14 protein-coding genes are annotated in these 21,233 nt (G+C 35.2%); 12 read left to right on the top strand and 2 right to left on the bottom strand.

What is annotated here, in order from left to right; genetic code table 11:
- Positions 1-493 precede the first annotated feature (493 nt).
- On the bottom strand, positions 494-1,534 hold the full coding sequence (locus tag ACKC83_RS09580) for a WD40/YVTN/BNR-like repeat-containing protein (RefSeq protein ID WP_434035334.1): 1,041 nt from the start codon (positions 1,532-1,534) through the stop codon (positions 494-496).
- A gap of 62 nt (positions 1,535-1,596) precedes the next feature.
- On the opposite strand from ACKC83_RS09580, the gene ACKC83_RS09575 reads away from it, so the two are divergent.
- The 6 genes from ACKC83_RS09575 to ACKC83_RS09550 all read left to right on the top strand — a co-directional run bounded on the left by ACKC83_RS09575 (position 1,597) and on the right by ACKC83_RS09550 (position 12,318).
- A complete protein-coding gene (locus ACKC83_RS09575) occupies positions 1,597-2,808 on the top strand; it encodes an RsmB/NOP family class I SAM-dependent RNA methyltransferase (protein ID WP_434035333.1) in 1,212 nt (403 codons plus the stop codon).
- A gap of 110 nt (positions 2,809-2,918) precedes the next feature.
- Positions 2,919-5,177 (top strand): endonuclease, encoded by a 2,259-nt coding sequence (locus ACKC83_RS09570; RefSeq protein ID WP_434035332.1) that lies wholly within the window; start codon positions 2,919-2,921, stop codon positions 5,175-5,177.
- A gap of 161 nt (positions 5,178-5,338) precedes the next feature.
- Positions 5,339-9,025: a phosphoribosylformylglycinamidine synthase gene (purL, locus tag ACKC83_RS09565; protein ID WP_434035331.1), complete on the top strand. Its 3,687-nt coding sequence runs from the start codon at positions 5,339-5,341 to the stop codon at positions 9,023-9,025.
- Positions 9,026-9,059: 34 nt separating this feature from the next.
- Positions 9,060-11,084 carry a tetratricopeptide repeat-containing sensor histidine kinase gene (locus tag ACKC83_RS09560; protein ID WP_434035330.1) on the top strand — a complete coding sequence of 675 codons (2,025 nt, stop codon included), beginning with the start codon at positions 9,060-9,062 and terminating at the stop codon, positions 11,082-11,084.
- Positions 11,085-11,087: 3 nt separating this feature from the next.
- Positions 11,088-11,720, top strand: coding sequence for a response regulator (locus ACKC83_RS09555; protein ID WP_414037282.1), 633 nt, complete (start codon positions 11,088-11,090; stop codon positions 11,718-11,720).
- Positions 11,721-11,841: 121 nt separating this feature from the next.
- Entirely contained in the window at positions 11,842-12,318 is a 477-nt protein-coding gene (locus tag ACKC83_RS09550) for a hypothetical protein (RefSeq protein ID WP_434035329.1), read from the top strand.
- A gap of 65 nt (positions 12,319-12,383) precedes the next feature.
- Here the strand turns inward: ACKC83_RS09550 and ACKC83_RS09545 are convergent, their stop codons facing one another.
- Positions 12,384-13,046 (bottom strand): TrmH family RNA methyltransferase, encoded by a 663-nt coding sequence (locus ACKC83_RS09545; protein WP_434035328.1) that lies wholly within the window; start codon positions 13,044-13,046, stop codon positions 12,384-12,386.
- 60 nt (positions 13,047-13,106) lie between these two features.
- Here ACKC83_RS09545 and ACKC83_RS09540 point away from each other — a divergent pair, with 60 nt between their 5' ends.
- The 6 genes from ACKC83_RS09540 to ACKC83_RS09515 all read left to right on the top strand — a co-directional run bounded on the left by ACKC83_RS09540 (position 13,107) and on the right by ACKC83_RS09515 (position 21,102).
- Positions 13,107-13,784 carry an SIR2 family NAD-dependent protein deacylase gene (locus tag ACKC83_RS09540; protein WP_434035327.1) on the top strand — a complete coding sequence of 226 codons (678 nt, stop codon included), beginning with the start codon at positions 13,107-13,109 and terminating at the stop codon, positions 13,782-13,784.
- 77 nt (positions 13,785-13,861) lie between these two features.
- Positions 13,862-16,078 (top strand): RelA/SpoT family protein, encoded by a 2,217-nt coding sequence (locus ACKC83_RS09535; protein WP_414037286.1) that lies wholly within the window; start codon positions 13,862-13,864, stop codon positions 16,076-16,078.
- Between the two features lie 28 nt (positions 16,079-16,106).
- Complete coding sequence (locus tag ACKC83_RS09530) at positions 16,107-16,562, top strand: Fur family transcriptional regulator (RefSeq protein ID WP_414037287.1); 456 nt, start codon at positions 16,107-16,109, stop codon at positions 16,560-16,562.
- Between the two features lie 12 nt (positions 16,563-16,574).
- Positions 16,575-17,846: an adenylosuccinate synthase gene (locus ACKC83_RS09525; RefSeq protein WP_414037288.1), complete on the top strand. Its 1,272-nt coding sequence runs from the start codon at positions 16,575-16,577 to the stop codon at positions 17,844-17,846.
- A gap of 258 nt (positions 17,847-18,104) precedes the next feature.
- Positions 18,105-19,916 (top strand): OstA-like protein, encoded by a 1,812-nt coding sequence (locus ACKC83_RS09520; RefSeq protein ID WP_434035326.1) that lies wholly within the window; start codon positions 18,105-18,107, stop codon positions 19,914-19,916.
- A gap of 4 nt (positions 19,917-19,920) precedes the next feature.
- A complete protein-coding gene (locus ACKC83_RS09515; RefSeq protein WP_434035325.1) occupies positions 19,921-21,102 on the top strand; it encodes an aspartate aminotransferase family protein in 1,182 nt (393 codons plus the stop codon).
- The last annotated feature ends 131 nt before the right edge of the window (positions 21,103-21,233 follow it).

Genomic DNA, 21,233 nt, shown 5'->3' with positions numbered 1-21,233 from the left:
TTTTACTATTTAAAAATTTATCGTATAAATAAGATATGTAATTTAGGTTAAGTCACTTATACCGCTGCAAGATATAAATAATAATCAATATTTCGTGAAAATAAATTCAGAAAAAGACAGCATAAAAGTCATTTTAATGAAATTCGAAAAGGCGTCAAGGACATCTTAATCGCGTTATTTAATAAAAACCCACACCTAGACTATAGTGTTTGTTGACCGATAAATTAATCACTTCGTCGATGTTTTTCCCTTATACTGTCTAGGATGCATCCTCATTTTACAAATCTAAAAATTGTTAATTTTTTCCAAAATGAATAAAAACTGTAGGTGAAAAAATGAGTGCTCAGTCAGGGACATTTGACCATTTAAAAATCTTAATTTTAACAGTTTTTTAATTGATTTTTTTTGCAAATCGCATCATTTTCTGTGAGAAATAGCACCTTTTACTCTGAAAAAAGTGCTAGAAATGGAAATTACAACCTGTAAAAGGTCCTTACTTTTTAAATATTAGTTTTGAAATTCGACCTTTTCCGGCAGCATAAGCCGTAGAATCATTTAGAAATCGAATGGTATAGAATGACACATCGCTTATATGCGTCCATGAATCTCCACTATTATTAGACAAATCTATACCGCTATTACTTACTGAGACTAATGTTTTAGCGTCACTATTTGGCATATACTGCACACAACTTTTATGTCCCGGTAATTCGCCATCGGCAACTAATTCCCATGTTTTCCCTCCATCTGCGGTTCTCATTTTATTACTTGTATTCACGGTAGGCTTTGTATAATCGCCTCCAACAGCAAATCCGTGTTGGTCATCGTAAAAATCTATAGAGAAGATTCCTTGATTAGCCACTGTATTTATCATTGGTGTGTCTATATTAATCCATGAGTCTCCTTTATCTTCGGTATAATAAATGGTGCCACTTGTAGTAACAATCCATGCTTTATCTCCTAACACTTTAATATTAGTGTTACTCGCAGCAAATGCTCCTTCTCCCTCTACCGCCTTTGGTAATACGTCGCATGCTAATTTAGTCCACGTCTCTCCGCCATCTCTGGTTATAATTACAGATATACAATCACCTATCTTATCTCCTACCGCTATACCATCTGTGTCGTTCCAAAAGGTCATGGCGTCGTAAAACACACCTTCCCCTTCTTCCTTATATACCAATTTCATAGATCCGTCGTCGCCCGTTTTATATAAGAGCGCAGGATTTTCTATACTCAACATAAAAAAATCGTTAGATGTATGTGCAACCGCTCTAAAATGTAAAGGAATAGAATCGTACAATTGCTTAGATGTTGCCCATTGTTCTTTTTTCGGAAAATAGAGTCCGTAAGTTCCTTTATTGGCTGCAAAAGCCAGGGTACCATCTCCCATTAGCTCGATAGCACGAATACTTAAAGAGTCGTTATATATATCTTGAATTTCGACAGATTTATAAGTTTTGGAAGGTTTTGGAACATCTTGTTTGCAAGAACTGATTAAAACAAAAAGTAAAAGGCTCGTTATTAGTCTCATTTATTAAAATTTTGGCTAAAAATAATTAATTAAACTTACCTTTGTGGCCTTAAATACACAAAATGCGATTACATAGAAATTTATGCTTTGCGGTAGTAGATGGGTTAATGCTTATTTTTAACGAAGGGGTTTATGCCGACAAAGTTGTTCAACAATTATTAAAACGCGATAAACGCTGGGGAAGTCGCGACCGCGGTTTTGTAGCCGAAACGACTTACGAGATCGTTCGCTGGAAACGCCTATATGCTGAAATAGCAGAAGTAAAAGAGCCTTACGACAGAGATAATATTTGGAGAATATTTGCCGTTTGGGCCACTCTAAAAGGTATTAAATTACCAGATTGGAAATATTTTGAAAACACACCAACACGTAAAATTAAAGGACGTTTTGATGAATTGTCTCAAATCAGAAAATTCAAAGAATCTATTCCTGATTGGATGGATGAAATTGGTGTTAAAGAACTAGGCGAAGAACTTTGGACCAAAGAAATTGCTGCTTTAAACCAACAAGCCGATGTTGTTCTAAGAACAAACACCTTAAAAATTACTAAAGACAAATTACAAGCCGATTTATTTGACTTGGATATTGAAACTGAGTTTATAAAAGGATATCCTGATGCGCTTAAATTAAAAGAGCGTGCTAACGTATTTACCACAGAAGGTTTTAAAAACGGACATTTTGAAGTGCAAGATGCCTCTTCTCAATTAGTGGCTAAATACTTAGAAGTAGAACCAGGAATGCGTGTTGTAGATACATGCGCTGGTGCTGGTGGTAAAACATTACACTTGGCCTCTTTAATGGAAAACAAAGGTCAAATTATAGCCTTAGATATTTATGCTCACAAATTGCATGAATTAAAACGTCGTGCAAAACGCGATGGAGCTCATAATATTGAACCTCGCCATATCGAATCGACTAAAGTGATTAAAAAATTATACGATAAAGCCGATCGTGTTTTAATTGATGCACCATGCTCAGGCTTAGGTGTATTAAGAAGAAATCCAGATGCGAAGTGGAAATTACAACCGGAGTTTTTAGATAGAATTCGTGCTACACAGCAAGAAATTCTTCAAACGTATTCTAGAATGGTAAAAGCTGAAGGACAGTTGGTTTATGCAACTTGTTCAGTATTACCATCTGAAAACAGACAACAAGTTGACACTTTCTTAACATCGGAGTTCGGAAAAGATTTTACCTTAGTGCGCGACGAAAATATCTACGCGCACAAAACAGGATTTGACGGATTTTATATGGCGTTACTTAAGAGAAAGTAAGACTATAAATAATATTCAAAAATGTTTAAAAGCTAGTAGAGATTTTTCTTTACTAGCTTTTTTTATTTTGTAAATTGGGCGCAAATCAAAAACAACTTAAATAATACCCTATGAAACACTTTTACTTATCAGTATGCTTAACCTTTTCAACACTATTTGGCTTTGCTCAAATAAATCCACCTGAAGACTTACAAGCATATTACAACACCGTAAACTTTTCTAAAACCGGCGTAGAACTTAAAGAAGACTTAAGCGCCGTTACCATTGCAAAACATGTTAAAGAACTAACGTATACTCCAGAAGTATGGGAAGCGTTAAAAGTTACAGATCTTGATCCTGACAATAGTAATAACGTACTTTTAATGTATGGTTATGACGATACGGATAACAATATTTCTACAGACAGAAGTAGAGATAAAAACAAAAATGGAGGAAATCAAGGCGAGTGGAATCGTGAGCATATCTATGCAAAATCTTTAGGAACTCCGAATTTAGGAACAGAAGGTCCTGGATCTGATGCCCAAATGCTACGTCCGAGTGACATTGGTAGAAATGCAGACCGTAATAATTTAAAATTTGCAGATGGTAGTGGTAATTCAAACTTTTCAAACGGTGGCTGGTATCCTGGCGACGAGTGGAAAGGCGACTGTGCTCGTATCGTGATGTACATGTACATTAGATATGGTGAGCGTTGTTTACCAACTAATGTAGGTTTTGGTGATGCTGCTCAAACGCCTGACGACATGATTGATTTATTCTTAGAATGGAATATTGAAGATCCTGTTTCAGAATTTGAAAAACAAAGAAACACGTACCACGGAAACACATCTAATACGTACGCCCAAGGTAACAGAAACCCATTTATCGATAATCCATATTTAGCAACTGCTATTTGGGGAGGTGCAGATGCACAGAATTTATGGGATGGTAACGTCGCTGAAGACGATACCGAAGCACCAACTGTACCTACAGCTCTTGCTTCAAGCGATATTACAGCGTCTAGCATAACATTAACATGGACAGCGTCTACAGACAATATTGCTGTTGCCTCTTACAATGTATACATGGATGGAACGTTCTTAACAAAAGCGTATACAAATACAATTACAATTTCAGATTTAGATGCAGATACAACTTATGCGTTTACAATAACAGCCGAAGATGCGTCTAATAATGTTTCTGCAGTATCAGAATCAATTTCAGCAACCACTACAGGAGAAATTGTAATGGATTATTGTACGTCTGAAAGTTTTGAAAACCTATCATCAACTATAGACGTAAATGACAGCTCATATGCAGATCGTACATGGACTGGAGATAATGGTTTAGAATGGACTGCAACTGGAGCTAGAATAGACCAAAATATTGATGGATCAAAAGCCGTAGCAATCGACAAAAACAATTCAGGATCTTTAACCGCTCCAACGACTAGTAATGGTATAGGTGCTTTAACAGTAACAACACTACGCGTTTTTGGTGGTGGATCTGGAACTCTAGATTTAGTTGTTAATGGTGAGGTTGTGGGACAAATTCCTTACAATGAATTTGAACAAACTACAACTATTGAAAACATTAATATTGCGGGTAACGTAACTGTAGAATTAAATAATATTACTTCAGATAATCGTGACCGTATCGTTATCGATAATCTGGCTTGGACATGTTACGAAAACACAAATTCTGATTACTGTACAGAAGAAACATTTACAAATCTTACACCTATTCAAGATGCTCCTGACAGTTCATACACAGAACGTACTTGGACTGGAGATAATGGTTTAGTATGGACTGCTACAGATGCTAGAATAGATCAGAATATCGAATTAAGTAAAGTTATCACCATTAGAAATGGTGTCTTAACTGCGCCTAAAACAACTGGAGGTATCGGAACATTAACAGTTACGACACAACGTGTATTTGGTGGTGGTTCTGGAACTTTTGATGTGGTAGTAAACGGAAATGTAGTTGGGCAAATTGCTTATAGCGACGTGGTACAAACTATAACTGTTGAAAACATTAATATTGAAGGTGAAGTAGCGTTAGAATTAAATAACAAATCAACATCGTCAGACCGTGTTATTATTGAAAACCTTGCTTGGACGTGTTACGATGCATCTTTAAGTATTGAAGACGACAGTCTAAATGCTGTTAAAATCTATCCTAACCCAATGGAAGATTTACTAAACATTGCAATGCCAAACGGAGAAGCATCTCAGGTTGACATTTACAATATGTTAGGAAAATTAGTACTTTCTAAAACCATACAAAACAGCACTAGTATTAGCACTCAAAACTTACAATCGGGTGTTTATATTTTAAGAGTGACTCAAAACAACAAAACGATTAGCAAAAAATTAGTTAAGAATTAATTTCTTGAAAATTCATTTTGAAAAGCGACCCAATTGGGTCGCTTTTTTTATGAAACAAATTCTGCTGTAGCCCTGAAAAAAGACTCTATCTTTTTTTGAAAAAATATCGCTAAAAAACACTAATTTTGTCCTTTCTTAAAAAATAATACAAACCTCATTATATGATTCATTTCTTTGGAAACGTAAACGGCAAATTATTTGCTGTACAAACAGTTAAAGAATTATCGACTGAAACTATTTCAAAATTATCGTGGCTTTTTGGCAACCAGCCTAAGTTAGAACAAGCATCAATCGATGCTTTTTTTGTTGGTCCTCGTGCCGCTATGATTACACCTTGGAGTACAAATGCTGTTGAAATTACTCAAAATATGGGTATCACAGACATTATTAGAATTGAAGAATTTGAAGCTGTCGCTGAAGATTTTTCAGATTTCGATCCGATGATTTCTCAAAAATTCAACGAATTAAATCAAGAGTCATTTACAATTGATATTAAACCAGAACCGGTTTTAAACATTGAAGATATTGCCGCTTACAATGCACAAGAAGGGTTGTCTTTAAGCGACGAAGAAGTGACGTATCTAGAAGGTGTTGCTAAGAAAATTGGGCGTCCGCTAACAGATTCTGAAGTCTTCGGATTTTCGCAAGTCAATTCAGAGCACTGTCGTCATAAAATTTTCAACGGAACATTTGTTATCGATGGTGAAGAAAAAGAGGTGTCATTATTTAAAATGATTCGTGAAACATCAAACAAAAATCCTAACGATATTGTATCGGCTTATAAAGATAATGTCGCGTTTGTAAAAGGTCCTATTGTAGAACAATTTGCTCCTAAAACGGCAGACAAGCCAGATTTTTACGAAACAAAAAATTACGAATCTGTAATTTCATTAAAAGCAGAAACTCACAATTTCCCAACCACAGTAGAGCCTTTTAATGGTGCTGCAACTGGTTCTGGAGGAGAGATTCGCGATAGACTTGCAGGAGGAAAAGGCTCTTTACCTCTAGCAGGAACAGCAGTTTACATGACGTCGTATTCGCGCTTAGAAGAAAACCGTCCGTGGGAACAAAAAACGCAAGCACGTCCTTGGTTATACCAAACACCAATGGATATTTTAATAAAAGCCAGTAATGGTGCATCCGACTTTGGAAACAAATTCGGACAACCGTTAATTACAGGTTCTGTACTTACCTTCGAACACGACGAGAATGCATCGTCTAGTACAGCAAACCCTAGAAAATTAGGTTTCGATAAAGTTATTATGCAAGCTGGTGGTATTGGTTACGGTAAAGCAGACCAAGCCTTAAAGGATACGCCTAAAGAAGGCGATAAAATTGTTATTCTTGGTGGTGAAAACTACCGTATAGGAATGGGTGGTGCCGCAGTGTCTTCTGCAGATACTGGAGAATTCGAATCGGGTATCGAGTTAAATGCGGTACAACGTTCTAATCCAGAAATGCAAAAACGTGCTGCTAACGCTGTGCGTGGTATGGTAGAAAGTGACGAAAACTTTATTGTATCTATCCACGATCATGGAGCTGGAGGACATTTAAATTGTCTTTCAGAATTGGTAGAAGATACAGGAGGGAAAATCAATTTAGACAGTTTACCTGTTGGAGACCCTACCCTATCGGCTAAAGAAATTATTGGTAACGAATCTCAAGAACGTATGGGATTAGTTATTGCAGAGAAACATTTAGAAACGCTTCATAAAATTGCAGATAGAGAACGTTCTCCTATTTACGATGTTGGAGAAGTTACAGGAAACGACCGCTTTACTTTCGAGTCTAAAACTACTGGTGAAAAGCCAATGGATTTAGCATTAGAAGATATGTTTGGAAGTTCGCCTAAAACCATAATGACCGACAATACCATTGTCAGAAAATATAAAAATCCGCGTTACAAATCTAAAAACTTAAAAATCTATTTAGAGCAAGTGTTGCAGTTAGAAGCTGTGGCTTGTAAAGATTGGTTAACAAACAAGGTCGATAGATGTGTTGGTGGTAAAGTAGCCAAACAACAATGTGTTGGACCTTTACAAATTCCGTTAAACAACGTTGGTGTTATGGCACTAGATTTTAACGGAAAAGAAGGTATCGCAACCTCTATTGGGCACGCGCCTATTTCGGCTTTAATACACCCAGATGCTGGAAGTAGAAATGCCATTACAGAATCGCTTACCAATATTGTTTGGGCTCCTTTAAAAGATAATTTAAAAAGTGTATCATTATCTGCAAACTGGATGTGGCCTTGTAAAAATGAAGGTGAAGATGCGAGATTATACAAAGCAGTTCAAGCCGTTTCAGAATTTGCAATCGACTTAGGAATTAACGTACCTACAGGAAAAGATTCGCTTTCTATGAAGCAAAAATATCCTAACGAAGACGTTATTGCTCCTGGAACAGTAATTATTTCTGCTGCAGGAAATTGTTCTGAAATTTCTAAAGTTGTAGAACCGCTTTTAAAAGCTGATGGTGGAAATATTTATTACATCAACATTTCTCAAGACGACTTTAAATTAGGTGGTAGTTCATTCTTCCAAGCATTAAACGCTATTGGAAACGATACCCCTGATGTTAAGAATACAGACTTTGTTAAGAATGCGTTTAATGCGATTCAGGACTTAATTAAAGCAGATAAAATTGAGGCTGGACACGATGTTGCTTCAGGTGGGTTAATCACAACTCTATTAGAATTGTGTTTTGCTGATGTAAACTTGGGAGCCGATTATGATTTCACAGCTTTAAATGAAGAAGATTCACTTAAGATATTATTCTCTGAAAATGCAGGACTTGTTTTTCAAGCAGATGCTTCTGTAGAATCTATTTTAGCTGAAAACAATATTGAAGTATTTAAAATTGGAACGGCTAATGCTTCTGGAAAAATAAACATTAAAAACAACGAAGATGTATTTGCTTTTGATGTTGCCGAATTAAGAGATGTGTGGTACAAAACATCGTATTTATTAGATAAAAAGCAAACGGCAAATAACGTTGCAGACGCGCGTTACGAGAACTATAAAAATCAGCCACTTCAATATACTTTCCCTAAACATTTTACAGGTAAGCGTCCTACCATAGATGCTAGTCAGCCTAAACCAAAAGCGGCTATTATTCGTGAAAAGGGAAGTAATTCTGAACGTGAAATGGCTAACGCGATGTATTTAGCTGGTTTTGATGTGAAAGATGTACACATGACCGATTTAATTTCTGGTCGTGAAACGCTTGAAGATATTCAGTTTATTGGTGCTGTTGGTGGTTTCTCAAACTCGGATGTTTTAGGCTCTGCTAAAGGTTGGGCTGGTGCTTTTATGTATAATGAAAAAGCAAAAACAGCATTAGAAAACTTCTTTAAAAGAGAAGACACACTGTCTGTTGGAATCTGTAACGGATGCCAGCTATGGATGGAATTAGAATTAATTAATCCAGAACACGACGTTCACGGAAAAATGTTACATAACGACTCGCATAAACACGAGAGTTCATTTACTTCTGTGAAAATTCAGAAAAACAATTCGGTAATGTTATCGAGTTTAGAAGGCAGCACACTTGGAGTTTGGATTTCTCACGGAGAAGGAAAATTTAACCTTCCTAAAGAAGAAAGCCAATACAACATTGTAGCGAAATACGGTTACGAAGGGTATCCAGCAAATCCTAATGGTTCCATCTTTAACACGGCCATGATGTGTGACGCTTCAGGAAGACACTTAGTAACAATGCCACACATAGAACGTTCTACCTTTCAATGGAACTGGGCGAACTATCCAGAAGGCAGAAAAGACGAGGTTTCTCCTTGGTTAGAAGCATTTGAAAATGCTAAAAAATGGATTGATGGCATTAAAGAGTAAATTTTCACTAATTTAGGTTTTTTAAACAGCCTAAATGAGAATTACTTACATAGTATTATTACTATTTACCTATACTATTACTTTTGCGCAAGATATAACGCATCAACATAAAGTTGATGCGTTAAAAGCGCGTATTTCCTCCGAAAAGCATAAAGGTCAGAAACTACAACTTCTAGACACCTTAACCGACCTAATCTATCACGATACCAAACTAGGATTCGACTCCATTTGCAGAGTAACTATAGAGTATGCTATACAGTTAGACTCTTTTAGTATTGCCTCTCGAAATACACAAGGCTTAATTAATTATTACAATAATGTGTTAGGAAAACCAGAAGACGGTATTACCGTTTTCAATACGTATTTTAATACACTAAAAGATCATATAACCGATAGGAACTTAGCTGGCATTTATATAGATGTTGGAGATAGTTTTTATTTTTCTAAAGCTGTAGACACAGCGCTATCTTATTACAATAAGGCGATAAAATATGCAGAACAAGCCGGTAACGATCGTGTTAAAGCCTTTGCGATATTAAACCAAGGTTATGCTTTTATGGACGAAGGTCAGTTTCCCAAAGCATCTCAACATTTGCAAGAAGCGTCTAAAATTTTTGTCACGGTTAAAGACACCTTTAATATTATTGCTTCTAAAAATGCTCTATCTATATTATACAGTGCTAATGGGTTTTTAAAAGAAGCCAGAGAAGAGCGCGAACAAGCCATTGCACTAGCAAAACAGACTCAAAATTATGGGTTACTCGTGTCTTTATATGTAAATACAGCATCAGATTATAAAAAACAAAACCTCCAAAAAGAACGCTTAGAAAACTTACACAAAGCAGTTGCCGTAAATAAGAAATCGGATAACTACGAGTTTTTTAATCCGATACTTTTAAACGTTCTAGTAATTGCATATGCAGAAAACGACAGCATAGCTAAAGCCAAATCGTATTTAACTACTTTAAAACAAGACCAGAGAAACATGGAAGGTATTTACGAGAATTATTACTACAGAGCACGCAGTCATTTAGCGTATGCCGAAAAAGATTATCGTACCGCTTTACAATGGAATTTAAAATATTTGGATCTTGTAAAAACATCTAACAATATAGAAAACATAGAAGACGCAGAGGCTTTATTAGCTAAAGTATACGAGAAATTAAATTTATATGAGGATGCTTACACCCACCTAAAAGCTTCTAAAAAGATTGAAGATTCCTTAAAATCTATTCAGAAAAACAACGCATTAAGTTATTACCAAACGCTTTACGAAACCAGTAAACGCGATCAGAAAATAAAAGATCAGAACAGTGAAATACAACTACTAGACGAACAAAACACACGTAAGGCCCAACTACTATGGCTAAGCATTATTTTGCTTATTGCTCTATTTTCGATTATCTATTTATGGCGTTCTCGTAAATATTCACAAAAGAATGCACAGCTTCAAAAAGTATTTGCTCAAGATTTAATTCATAGTGTCGAAGCAGAGCGCAAACGCATTTCTAGTGAGCTTCATGATAGTGTTGGACAAAGCTTATTACTTATTAAGAACAAAATATTTTTAGAAAGCGATAACAAAACAGACACCGCTTTGGTTGATGGCGCTATTGATGAGATTAGAACAATATCCCAGCAATTACATCCTTTTCAGTTTGAGAAATTAGGCTTAATAAACTCGATAAAAAATACAATAGAAAATTTTCAGAAGCATTCTAATATTTTCTATTCAGAAGATATAGAGGTCGAATCTTTAGAGGTTTCAAAAGACAAAGAAATATTTATTTATAGAATACTTCAAGAATGCTTAAACAATGTTGAAAAACACTCTGAAGCAAAAGCCTGCATAATCCGCATAGAAAATTTAAAAGACGCGATACTGTTTGAAATAAAAGATAATGGTGTTGGTTTTGATGTTACCGAAAACACCAAATTATTAAATAGTTTAGGTATGAAAACCTTAAAAGAACGTGCGCAGTTAATTGGTGCACAGCTAAGCATTGATTCTATAAAAGGTAAAGGAACAACAATTCAGATAAAAATTCAAAAAGACTAAATTATGGCGACCACTATTCTTCTTGCCGACGACCACCCTTTACTATTAAATGGGACTAAAGAATTTTTAGAAAAAAAATGGTTTAAAATTGTTGCCACCGCGACCGATGGTAATGCAGCTTACAACAGAATTGTAGAGTTACAGCCCGATATTGCTATTTTAGATTTTGATATGCCTAAACTAAACGGTTTAGAAATTGCGCTAGAAATTAAACGTAATTTATTAACCACAAAAGTTGTTATTTTAACCTTACATAAACAAGAATCCATTTTAAATGAAATTGGAAAATCTATACATGGATACGTTACAAAAGACTGTGCTTTAGAAGAGCTAGAAGCCTGCCTAGAGAGTCTAAAAAACAACATAAATTACATTGGTAAAAAATTGCAAAGTAGCATCCATTTAAATAGCAGTCCAGATTCTTGCGTAGAACAACTTACTCCCACCGAACTAAAAATTTTGAAGTATTTAAATAAGAATTTAAGCAGTCCGCAAATCGCAGAAGAATTATTTATTTCAAAGCGTACAGTCGAAAAACATAGGAGTAATATTATAAAAAAATTAGATATTGACACGACTAGCCAAAACGCCTTATTCTTGTGGCTAAAAAACAACCCTAATATTTTTAATACGTAAGCTTACTAATAGTATAAAACTGCGACAATATTTACATTAGACAACTTAAATACAACGCCTTATACAAAACAAGCACACATATTACACGCCTATTAATTATTGGATTCTTAACGTTTTTTCGGTGGAATTACGTGATAACGATGATACCCATATAATACAGCCAGATGGATATAGTTACATTATTTATACGCCGGATAAGGCACACTCTGTGAATTATTACAAACCTGACGCTATACCATTAATACTTAAATCCAAAAGCACCAATTATTATATCGCCAAATGTCGGCCGACCTATGTAGGATACTTAAAGATGCAAAATATTAAGATGACGCCTGCAAAACCAAATGATTTTTTAGAAAGTTTGTCATCGGTTAAATTTAAATCTATAAGCCCTACAGTCCTAGACAATATCGTGATGCATTTACATGCTAACGAAAATGCCTCCTTAACAGCGCTTAAAAAACATTACCAATGTACTCATCTTAAAATTAATTATTTATTTAAAAAGAATTTAGGCATGTCTTTTCAACAATATAAAAGCATTTTAAAAGCGAGTTACACCAACCTAAACGACATATTTAAAGCGCAAGAGGAATAAAGCTATAACTAAGCTTATATATAACCATTTTAATGAGTTTGACTTTAAAATCAGGTATGTATTTACTATTTTTCCTGGTTTGAATAAAAATGTTCTACAATTTCATCGTAACTTTTAATTGTACTTTTTATCCAATCCATTCGTTTTTCTAACTGCTCTTGCTCGGTAAGTCTCCAATCAATATCAGTGCGCTTGAGCTTAGTCGTTACATGTTGTAAAATAATGGCCGCCGAAACAGAAATGTTTAAACTTTCTGTAAACCCCACCATAGGAATTTTTAAAAACGAATCCGCTTCATCCAAAACAGCTTGCGACAACCCTTCTGTTTCTCTTCCAAAGAAAAAACACGCTGGTTTTGAAACATCAAAATCATGCAATTCACAATCGTTTTCATGAGGTGTTGTAGCTACAATTTGATAGCCTTTTTGTTTTAAATCCGTTATACAATCTTTTACATGATTATAGCGATTTAAATCGACCCACTTCTGCGCTCCCATAGCAATTTCCCGGTCAATGCGTTTTGAGTTTTTCTCTTCAACAATATTCACTTCCTGAATACCAAATACATCGCAACTTCTAATTACCGCACTGGTGTTGTGTAGTTGATATACATCTTCCGTAGCTACTGTAAAGTACTTGGTGCGTTCGGGTAAAACCGTATCAAATCTTGCTTTACGCTCTGGCGTAATTATGTTTTCTAAGTGTTCAAGAAGCTTTAAATCGATCATTAAAATAGTTTGCTAGTTAGAATCTTCGAATTTATAAAAATGATTTCTTATTTTTAACTAATGAAACATATAGTTGTACTTAGTGGTGCAGGAATTAGTGCCGAAAGTGGGTTAAAAACCTTTAGAGATAGTGATGGTTTATGGGAAGGCCATGATGTTATGGAAGTAGCAACTCCTGAAGGTTTTGCTAAAAATCCAGAATTAGTCTTACAATTTTATAACGAGCGCCGAAAGCAATTAGGTGAAGTAGAACCTAATTCTGCGCATTTCGATTTAGTGGCTTTAGAGGAAAATTATAAGGTTACAATTATCACTCAAAATGTAGACGACTTGCACGAACGTGCCGGTAGTACACAAGTTATTCATTTACATGGCGAATTACTTAAAGCCAAAAGTGTTAATAACGAGAACATTCTACCTTGGAATACAGATATAAAACTTGGAGATGTATGCGAAAACGGACATCAAATTAGGCCACACATAGTTTGGTTCGGAGAAGCTGTACCTATGATAGATGTTGCTATTGAACAGTGTAAAACTGCCGATATTTTAATTATTATTGGTACCTCTATGCAAGTATATCCGGCGGCGAGTTTAATGCATTATGTTGAAGAACAAACACCTGTATATTACATAGACCCTAATCCCGCAGCAATGAAAAACAAGCAGGTAACCACGATTCGCGAAAATGCAACTTCTGGCATGAAAACTGTATTAAAAACATTATCTTTAAAGTAAACATTATATAGTTTCACTGTTACCGAAAAACAGTATTACTTTTGTAAGTTAACATTCTTTAAACTACTTTTAGTTTTATGACAGATGCCGAGATAGAACAAGAAAATGCAACGATTGCAAAAGCTTATAAAGACCTTTTAAAGGTAAGTTACCGAACCCTTTCTGATGATGATAAAAAACTGATTCGAAAGGCATTCGAAATTGCTGTTGATGCCCATAAAGACCAACGCCGAAAATCTGGCGAAGCCTATATATTTCACCCGATTGCTGTAGCCCGATTGGTAGCACAAGAAATTGGTTTGGATGCCACATGTATTGCGGCCGCTTTGCTACACGATGTTGTAGAAGATTGCCCTAGATATACTGTAGACGATATTAGAGAACTTTTTGGAGAAACTGTTGCATTAATTGTAGAAGGTTTAACCAAGATTTCGTCCATGTCTAAAGATATGGAAGACGTATCCTTGCAAGCAGAGAATTTCAGAAAAATGTTGCTTACTTTAAATGATGATGTACGTGTTATCATTATTAAAATCGCAGACCGTTTGCACAATATGCAGACTATGGACTCTATGCGAGCCGATAAGCAAATTAAAATTGCAAGCGAAACACTTTATATTTATGCGCCTTTAGCGCACCGTATCGGACTGTATAATATTAAAACGGAGTTAGAAGATTTAAGTTTAAAATACACCGAACCGGAAGTGTATTTAGATATTCTAAATAAAATAAAAGACAGTAAAGAGGAACAAGACGAATACATTAGAGAATTTAACGAATTAATCGAAAAATCGCTCGATAAAGAAGGTTTAGAATACACCATAAAAGGACGCCCAAAATCCATTTTCTCTATCCGTAGAAAAATGATGAAACAAGGCGTATCTTTTGATGAAGTTTACGACAAATTCGCGGTTAGAATTATTTATAAAAGCGATCCTGCGAATGAGAAATTTATTGCTTGGAAAATTTACTCTATAGTTACAGATCACTTTAGGCCAAACCCAATCCGATTAAGAGACTGGATTTCTTCACCTAAATCTACAGGATACGAAGCCTTGCATATTACGGTTATGGGGCCAAAAGGACGTTGGGTAGAAGTTCAAATTCGTAGTGAACGAATGAATGAAATTGCAGAAAAAGGATATGCTGCACACTATAAATACAAACAAGGGACCGAAAAAGAAGACAGTTTAGATTCTTGGGTAGCGAAACTTCAAGATGCTTTAGAAAATAACGAAACTAATGCCGTCGATTTTGTAGAGCAGTTTAAACTCAGCTTATATGCAAAAGAAATTTTTGTCTTTACTCCTAAAGGAGATTTAAAATCGTTACCAAAAGATGCGACACCTTTAGATTTTGCATTTAACATACATACCGAGGTAGGCATGCGAACTCGAGGTGCCAAAGTAAACGGTAAATTAGTACCGCTTAGTTACAAGCTTCACAGTGGAGATCAGGTAGATATTTTAACATCCGACAGCGCTAAACCTAATGCAAACTGGTTAGATTATGCAACTACAGCCAAAGCAAGAAGCAAAATAAAATCGGCTTTAAAAGAAGATAAAAAACGCATAGGTGAAGACGGGAAAGAAATTTTAAGACGAAAATTAAAGCAACTTAAAATAGATTTAAATGAAAAATCTGTTAATGAGTTGGTTCACTATTTCAAATTAAAAACAAGTTTAGATTTATTTTACCGCATTGGTATTGGTGCTATAGATAACACACAGCTAAAAGCATATGCATCGTCTAGAAGCAACGCTTTGGTTAGTTTCTTTAAAAATAAAATTACACGTCGTTCTAATGTCACTAAAGAAGATCTTGAAAAAGACGAAGTCATTGCAAAATACGATTTACTAGTTTTTGGAAAAGAAGAAGAACAACTGGACTATAAACTAGCCAACTGTTGTAACCCTATACCTGGAGACCAAGTGTTCGGATTTATAACCGTTAACGAAGGTATTAAAGTGCATAAGAAGAACTGTCCAAATGCCGTATCTTTGCAATCTAATTATGCCTACCGTATTATTCAAGCGAAATGGATTGATTCTTCTCAACAAGAATTTTCTGCTCAATTGAAAATATCTGGTTTAGATAATATGGGATTAGTAAATGCCATAACTAAAGTTATCTCAAACAATATGCATGTTAATATTAAAAGCATAAGTTTTCAAACCGACGACGGACTGTTTTTTGGAAAAATTAACGTAATTGTTAAGAATAATTCGATGCTTAATAAGTTGGTTACAAATCTTAAAAAAATTAATGGTATAGATAAGGTGTCTAGAATCTAAAATTATATGTAAATTTGTCGTTGAAATTATGAGTTTAAAATCAGATACAAAAAATCAGGACATTGTAAAGAATGTCTTCACGAAATTTCTAGAAGATAACGGGCACCGTAAAACACCTGAACGTTATGCTATACTTCAAGAAATTTACGATAGTGAAGTTCACTTCGATATAGAATCTCTATATCTGAATATGAAAAACAAAAAATATCGTGTTAGTCGTGCAACGCTTTACAATACTATAGAGCTTCTTTTAGGTTGCAACTTAGTTAGAAAACATCAGTTTGGTCAAAATCAAGCACATTACGAAAAATCGTATTTCGATAAACAACACGATCATGTTATCCTTACAGATACCGGTGAAGTGATCGAATTTTGCGATCCACGTATTCAATCCATAAAAAAAACTATTGAAGAGGTTTTTGACATTGAAATTAAAAATCATTCGCTATACTTTTATGGCAACAGAAAAACAACAACCAAATAATATACTTTTATAATGGCAGTAGACTTACTACTAGGGTTACAATGGGGTGATGAAGGCAAGGGAAAAATTGTCGATGTACTTACTTCTAAATACAATATCATAGCACGTTTTCAAGGTGGTCCAAACGCAGGACATACTTTAGTTTTTAACGGCAAAAAACATGTTTTACATACCATTCCTTCTGGAATTTTCCACGACGAGGCTATGAACTTAGTAGGTAATGGTGTTGTTATTGACCCAGTAATTTTCAAAAAAGAATTAGATAAGCTTGAAGAGCAAGATGTGGATTACAGAAAATCACTTCTTATTTCTCGTAAAGCACACATTATATTACCAACACACCGTTTATTAGACGCTGCTAGTGAAACGGCTAAAGGAAAAGCCAAAATTGGTTCGACTTTAAAAGGTATTGGTCCAACTTACATGGATAAAACTGGCCGTAATGGTTTACGTGTTGGAGACTTAGAATTAAGCGATTGGAAAGAACGTTATAGAGCTTTAGCAGATAAGCACGAAGCTATGATCGATTTTTACAATGTTGAAATTCAATACGATTTAAAAGAACTTGAAACTGAATTTTTTGAGGCTGTAAAAGTTTTAAAATCTTTAAAATTCATCGATTCTGAAGAATATGTGTACCAAGCTCAAAAGTTAGGTAGAACAATTCTTGCAGAAGGAGCTCAAGGTTCTCTTTTAGATATCGACTTCGGAACATATCCTTTTGTAACTTCTAGTAACACAACTGCTGCTGGAGCTTGTACAGGATTAGGAGTTGCTCCAAATCAAATTGGAGAGGTTTTCGGAATTTTCAAAGCATACACGACACGTGTAGGTTCTGGACCATTCCCTACCGAATTATTCGACGAAGATGGTGCAACTATGGCAAAAGTAGGACACGAATTCGGAGCAACAACAGGACGTGCACGTCGTTGTGGTTGGTTAGATCTTGTAGCATTAAAATATGCTTGTCAAGTGAATGGTGTAACGCAACTTATGATGATGAAAGCCGATGTATTATCTGGTTTTGATAAGTTACAAATCTGTACTGCGTATAAATATAAAGGTGAAGTTATCGAACATTTCCCGTATAACATCGAACCTGAAAACGTAGAGCCAATTTATACCGAATTTAATGGTTGGAGTGAAGATCTTACAAAAATGTCTAACGACTCTGAACTTCCACAAGCACTAAACGAATATATCGTTTTCTTAGAAAAAGCCCTAGAAACACCTATTACTGTTGTTTCTGTTGGTCCAGATAGAAAAGAAACTATTTTTAGATAAAATAGTTAAATCATACTAAATTTTAAAAAGCCTGCTTAAATATATTTAAGCAGGCTTTTTTATTAATTACGTTTTAAATTTTAGTTTCCGCTTCTACAAGAATGTTATAATGTATTTACAAAATGTAACTACATTAAATTATTGATCGCGATTGTCTAACACAAATTAACCGATGCTCCATAATAATTTGGAGCGTTTTTTGTTATACAAACAATTATGCAATATAATTATCCTTATTTTTGTGCCAAATATTTTAATTTGAAAACAGCTCAACTACGCTTTATATCTATATTACTTCTTTTCATTTCGTGTATGCAACTTCATGCGCAACAACAAAAGCGAATTGAAATTGAATATTCAGGATTCCTATCTTACGACGAAGTCAAATATCCGGATGCAAAAGTTTTAACCCGAGACGATTCTGGTCAGATTCACATTATACACGAAGGGATAAACATGTGGTGTGACCAAGCCATACACTACGGAAAAGAAGATTTCATTGAAGCTTATGGTCATGTAAAAATGAAACAAGGCGACACCATAAATATGGATGCTAAATATGTAGAATATAGCGGAAAAACCAAATTAGCCTTTGCGAGTGGCGATGTTGTATTAACAGAGCCGAGTTCTGTATTAAAAACTGACACTTTGTACTTTGACCGTACTAAACAACAAGCATTTTATAAATCTGGAGGTACAGTTGTTAGGGATTCGTCAGGGACTATTACTAGCCGAATTGGTCGCTATTATATGGATATTCAAAAATATCAGTTTGTTAAAGATGTCAAACTCGTAAATCCGCAATACGTTCTGGAAACCGAACAACTAGATTACTATACCGAAAACGCACTAGCCTATATGTACGGACCTAGCACAATTACTGGTGATGCATCTAAAATATATTGCGAGCGTGGTTTTTACGACACTACCAATGATATCGGGTACTTTATTAAAAATTCAAGAATCGATTACGACAATCGAACCATTAAAGGAGATAGTTTATATTTTAATAGAAATACGAGTTTTGCTTCTGCAACGAATAATATAACAGTAATCGACACATTAAACAGCAGTGTAATTAAAGGACATTATGCAGAGGTCTATCGTGAAAAAGATTCTGTATTTATCACCAAACGTGCCTTAGCTATTTCTGTTCAAGAAAAAGATTCGCTATACATTCATGGAGATACCTTAATGGTGACGGGGAAACCAGAACATAGAATTACAAGGGCGTTTAGAAATGTTAAGATGTATAAATCGGATATGAGTGGGAAAGCAGATTCTATACATGTAGATCAATCCTCTGGTTTAACGCAGCTTATTAACCTTTCCAGATTAGCGCCAAAAGACAATTTTGCTGTAAAACGCCGCCCAATTATTTGGAATGTAGGTAGCCAAATGACAGGAGATACCATTCACATAAAATCGAATGCGAAAGAAGAAAAATTAGATTCCCTTATTGTTTTCGACAATGCCTTTATTATTAGTAAAGATACAGTTGGTTCTGGTTTTAATCAGATTTCTGGACTGAGATTATATGGTCTGTTTAATGAACAAAACCAATTGAGACAGGTCGATATTATCCGAAATGCAGAATCGATTTACTATGCAAGAAACGAAAAACAAGAGTTAATTGGGATTGAAAAGTCTAAATCGGCAAGTATTTCCATGTTTTTTGATGGTAACGAAATTGTTGAGTTACGGAAAATTACAGAAGTAGATGGCACCCTATACCCGGAATCCAAGTACCCTGCCAACGCAAAAAAATTACGAGGATTCGATTGGCGCGAAGACGAGCGTCCCTTAAGTGTAGAAGATTTATTTAAAGACGATCCGCCACTAAATCTTCCTGTTATAAAAGGATTAGAACCTTATATACCTCAAGACGAATTTTTCGATGAAGCCTTAATAGAACGAGCAGAAAGCGCAGAAGAAAGTAATAAATCTAAAAACGTTCAGGATCCCGCTAAGGCCTCACGACATTTGCCTACGCAGGATTCCATTCCCAATCTAAACACGCCTTTAAAGACGCCAATAAAACAACCTGTTAGTCCTAAAAAAACACCTTAATATTATGAAAGACGCCTTTTTCAAATATCAAGCTCAAACATCACCTTTTCCTTTAGCCATGGAAATTTCGCACGCAAAAGGATCTTATATTTACGACACTAATAATAAAGCGTATTTAGATTTTGTAGCAGGTGTATCGGCATGTAGTTTAGGACATAGTCATCCTAAAGTTGTTAATGCCATCAAAGATCAGTTAGATAAATATATGCATGTTATGGTGTATGGAGAATATATTCAGAAACCTGCAGTAGAATTGGCTCAGTTTTTTGCAAGTCATACACCAGAACCTTTAGAACAAACTTACCTCGTAAATTCAGGAACAGAAGCTATTGAAGGGGCTTTAAAGTTAGCGAAACGTGCTACAGGACGTGCGGAAATAATAGCAGCAAAACATGCGTATCACGGTAACACCATGGGTTCTATGAGTGTTATGGGATACGAAGAGCGCAAACAAGCTTATCGCCCATTAGTGCCAGGCACAAAATTAATTACATTTAATAATGTAGACGATTTAAAGGAGATTACAACTAAAACAGCGGCTGTTATTTTAGAAACTATCCAAGGTGGTGCAGGATTTTTAGAGCCTTTAAACGGATATTTATCTAAAGTAAAAGCAAAATGCGAAGCTGTTGGCGCCCTGTTAATTTTAGACGAAATTCAGCCTGGAATAGGGAGAACGGGAAAACTTTTCGGATTTGAAAATTACAATTGCACCCCAGATATCCTAGTTACTGGCAAAGGTTTGGGAGGTGGTATGCCTATCGGAGCATTTACAGCATCGACCAAACTCATGCAGCAATTAAAAGATGATCCTAAAATGGGACACATCACAACTTTTGGCGGGCACCCTGTAATTGCCGCTGCCGCTTTAGCAACCTTAAAAGAAATTACAGAAAGTAATTTAATGGCCGAAGCTTTAGAAAAAGAACAACTCATTAGGCAGTTATTAAAACACCCTTTAATCACCGAAATTCGAGGAAAAGGCTTAATGCTAGCCGCCTTAACACCTAGTGCCGAAATTACAAATCAGGTCATTTTAGAAGCTCAAAATAAAGGCTTAATAGCGTTTTGGTTACTTTTCGAACCCAAAGCCATCCGGATAACACCACCTTTAACCATTTCTAAAGCAGAAATAGAGGAAGGTTGCGAGATTATTATCAACATCCTAAGCAACATAAACAACTAAACAACAACACATTAATCCAAATTAATCTTTTCATAATTTCCTACTGTTGATTACTTTGTTGAAAAGATTCATATCGTTTTTTAATAATGCGTAAATTTGGTCATTACATTTAATGGTATAAGAAACCATAT

Source organism: Formosa bonchosmolovskayae, from assembly GCF_051016085.1.
Taxonomy (GTDB): Bacteria; Bacteroidota; Bacteroidia; order Flavobacteriales; family Flavobacteriaceae; genus Formosa.
This window is presented reverse-complemented; position numbering and strand designations above follow the sequence as displayed.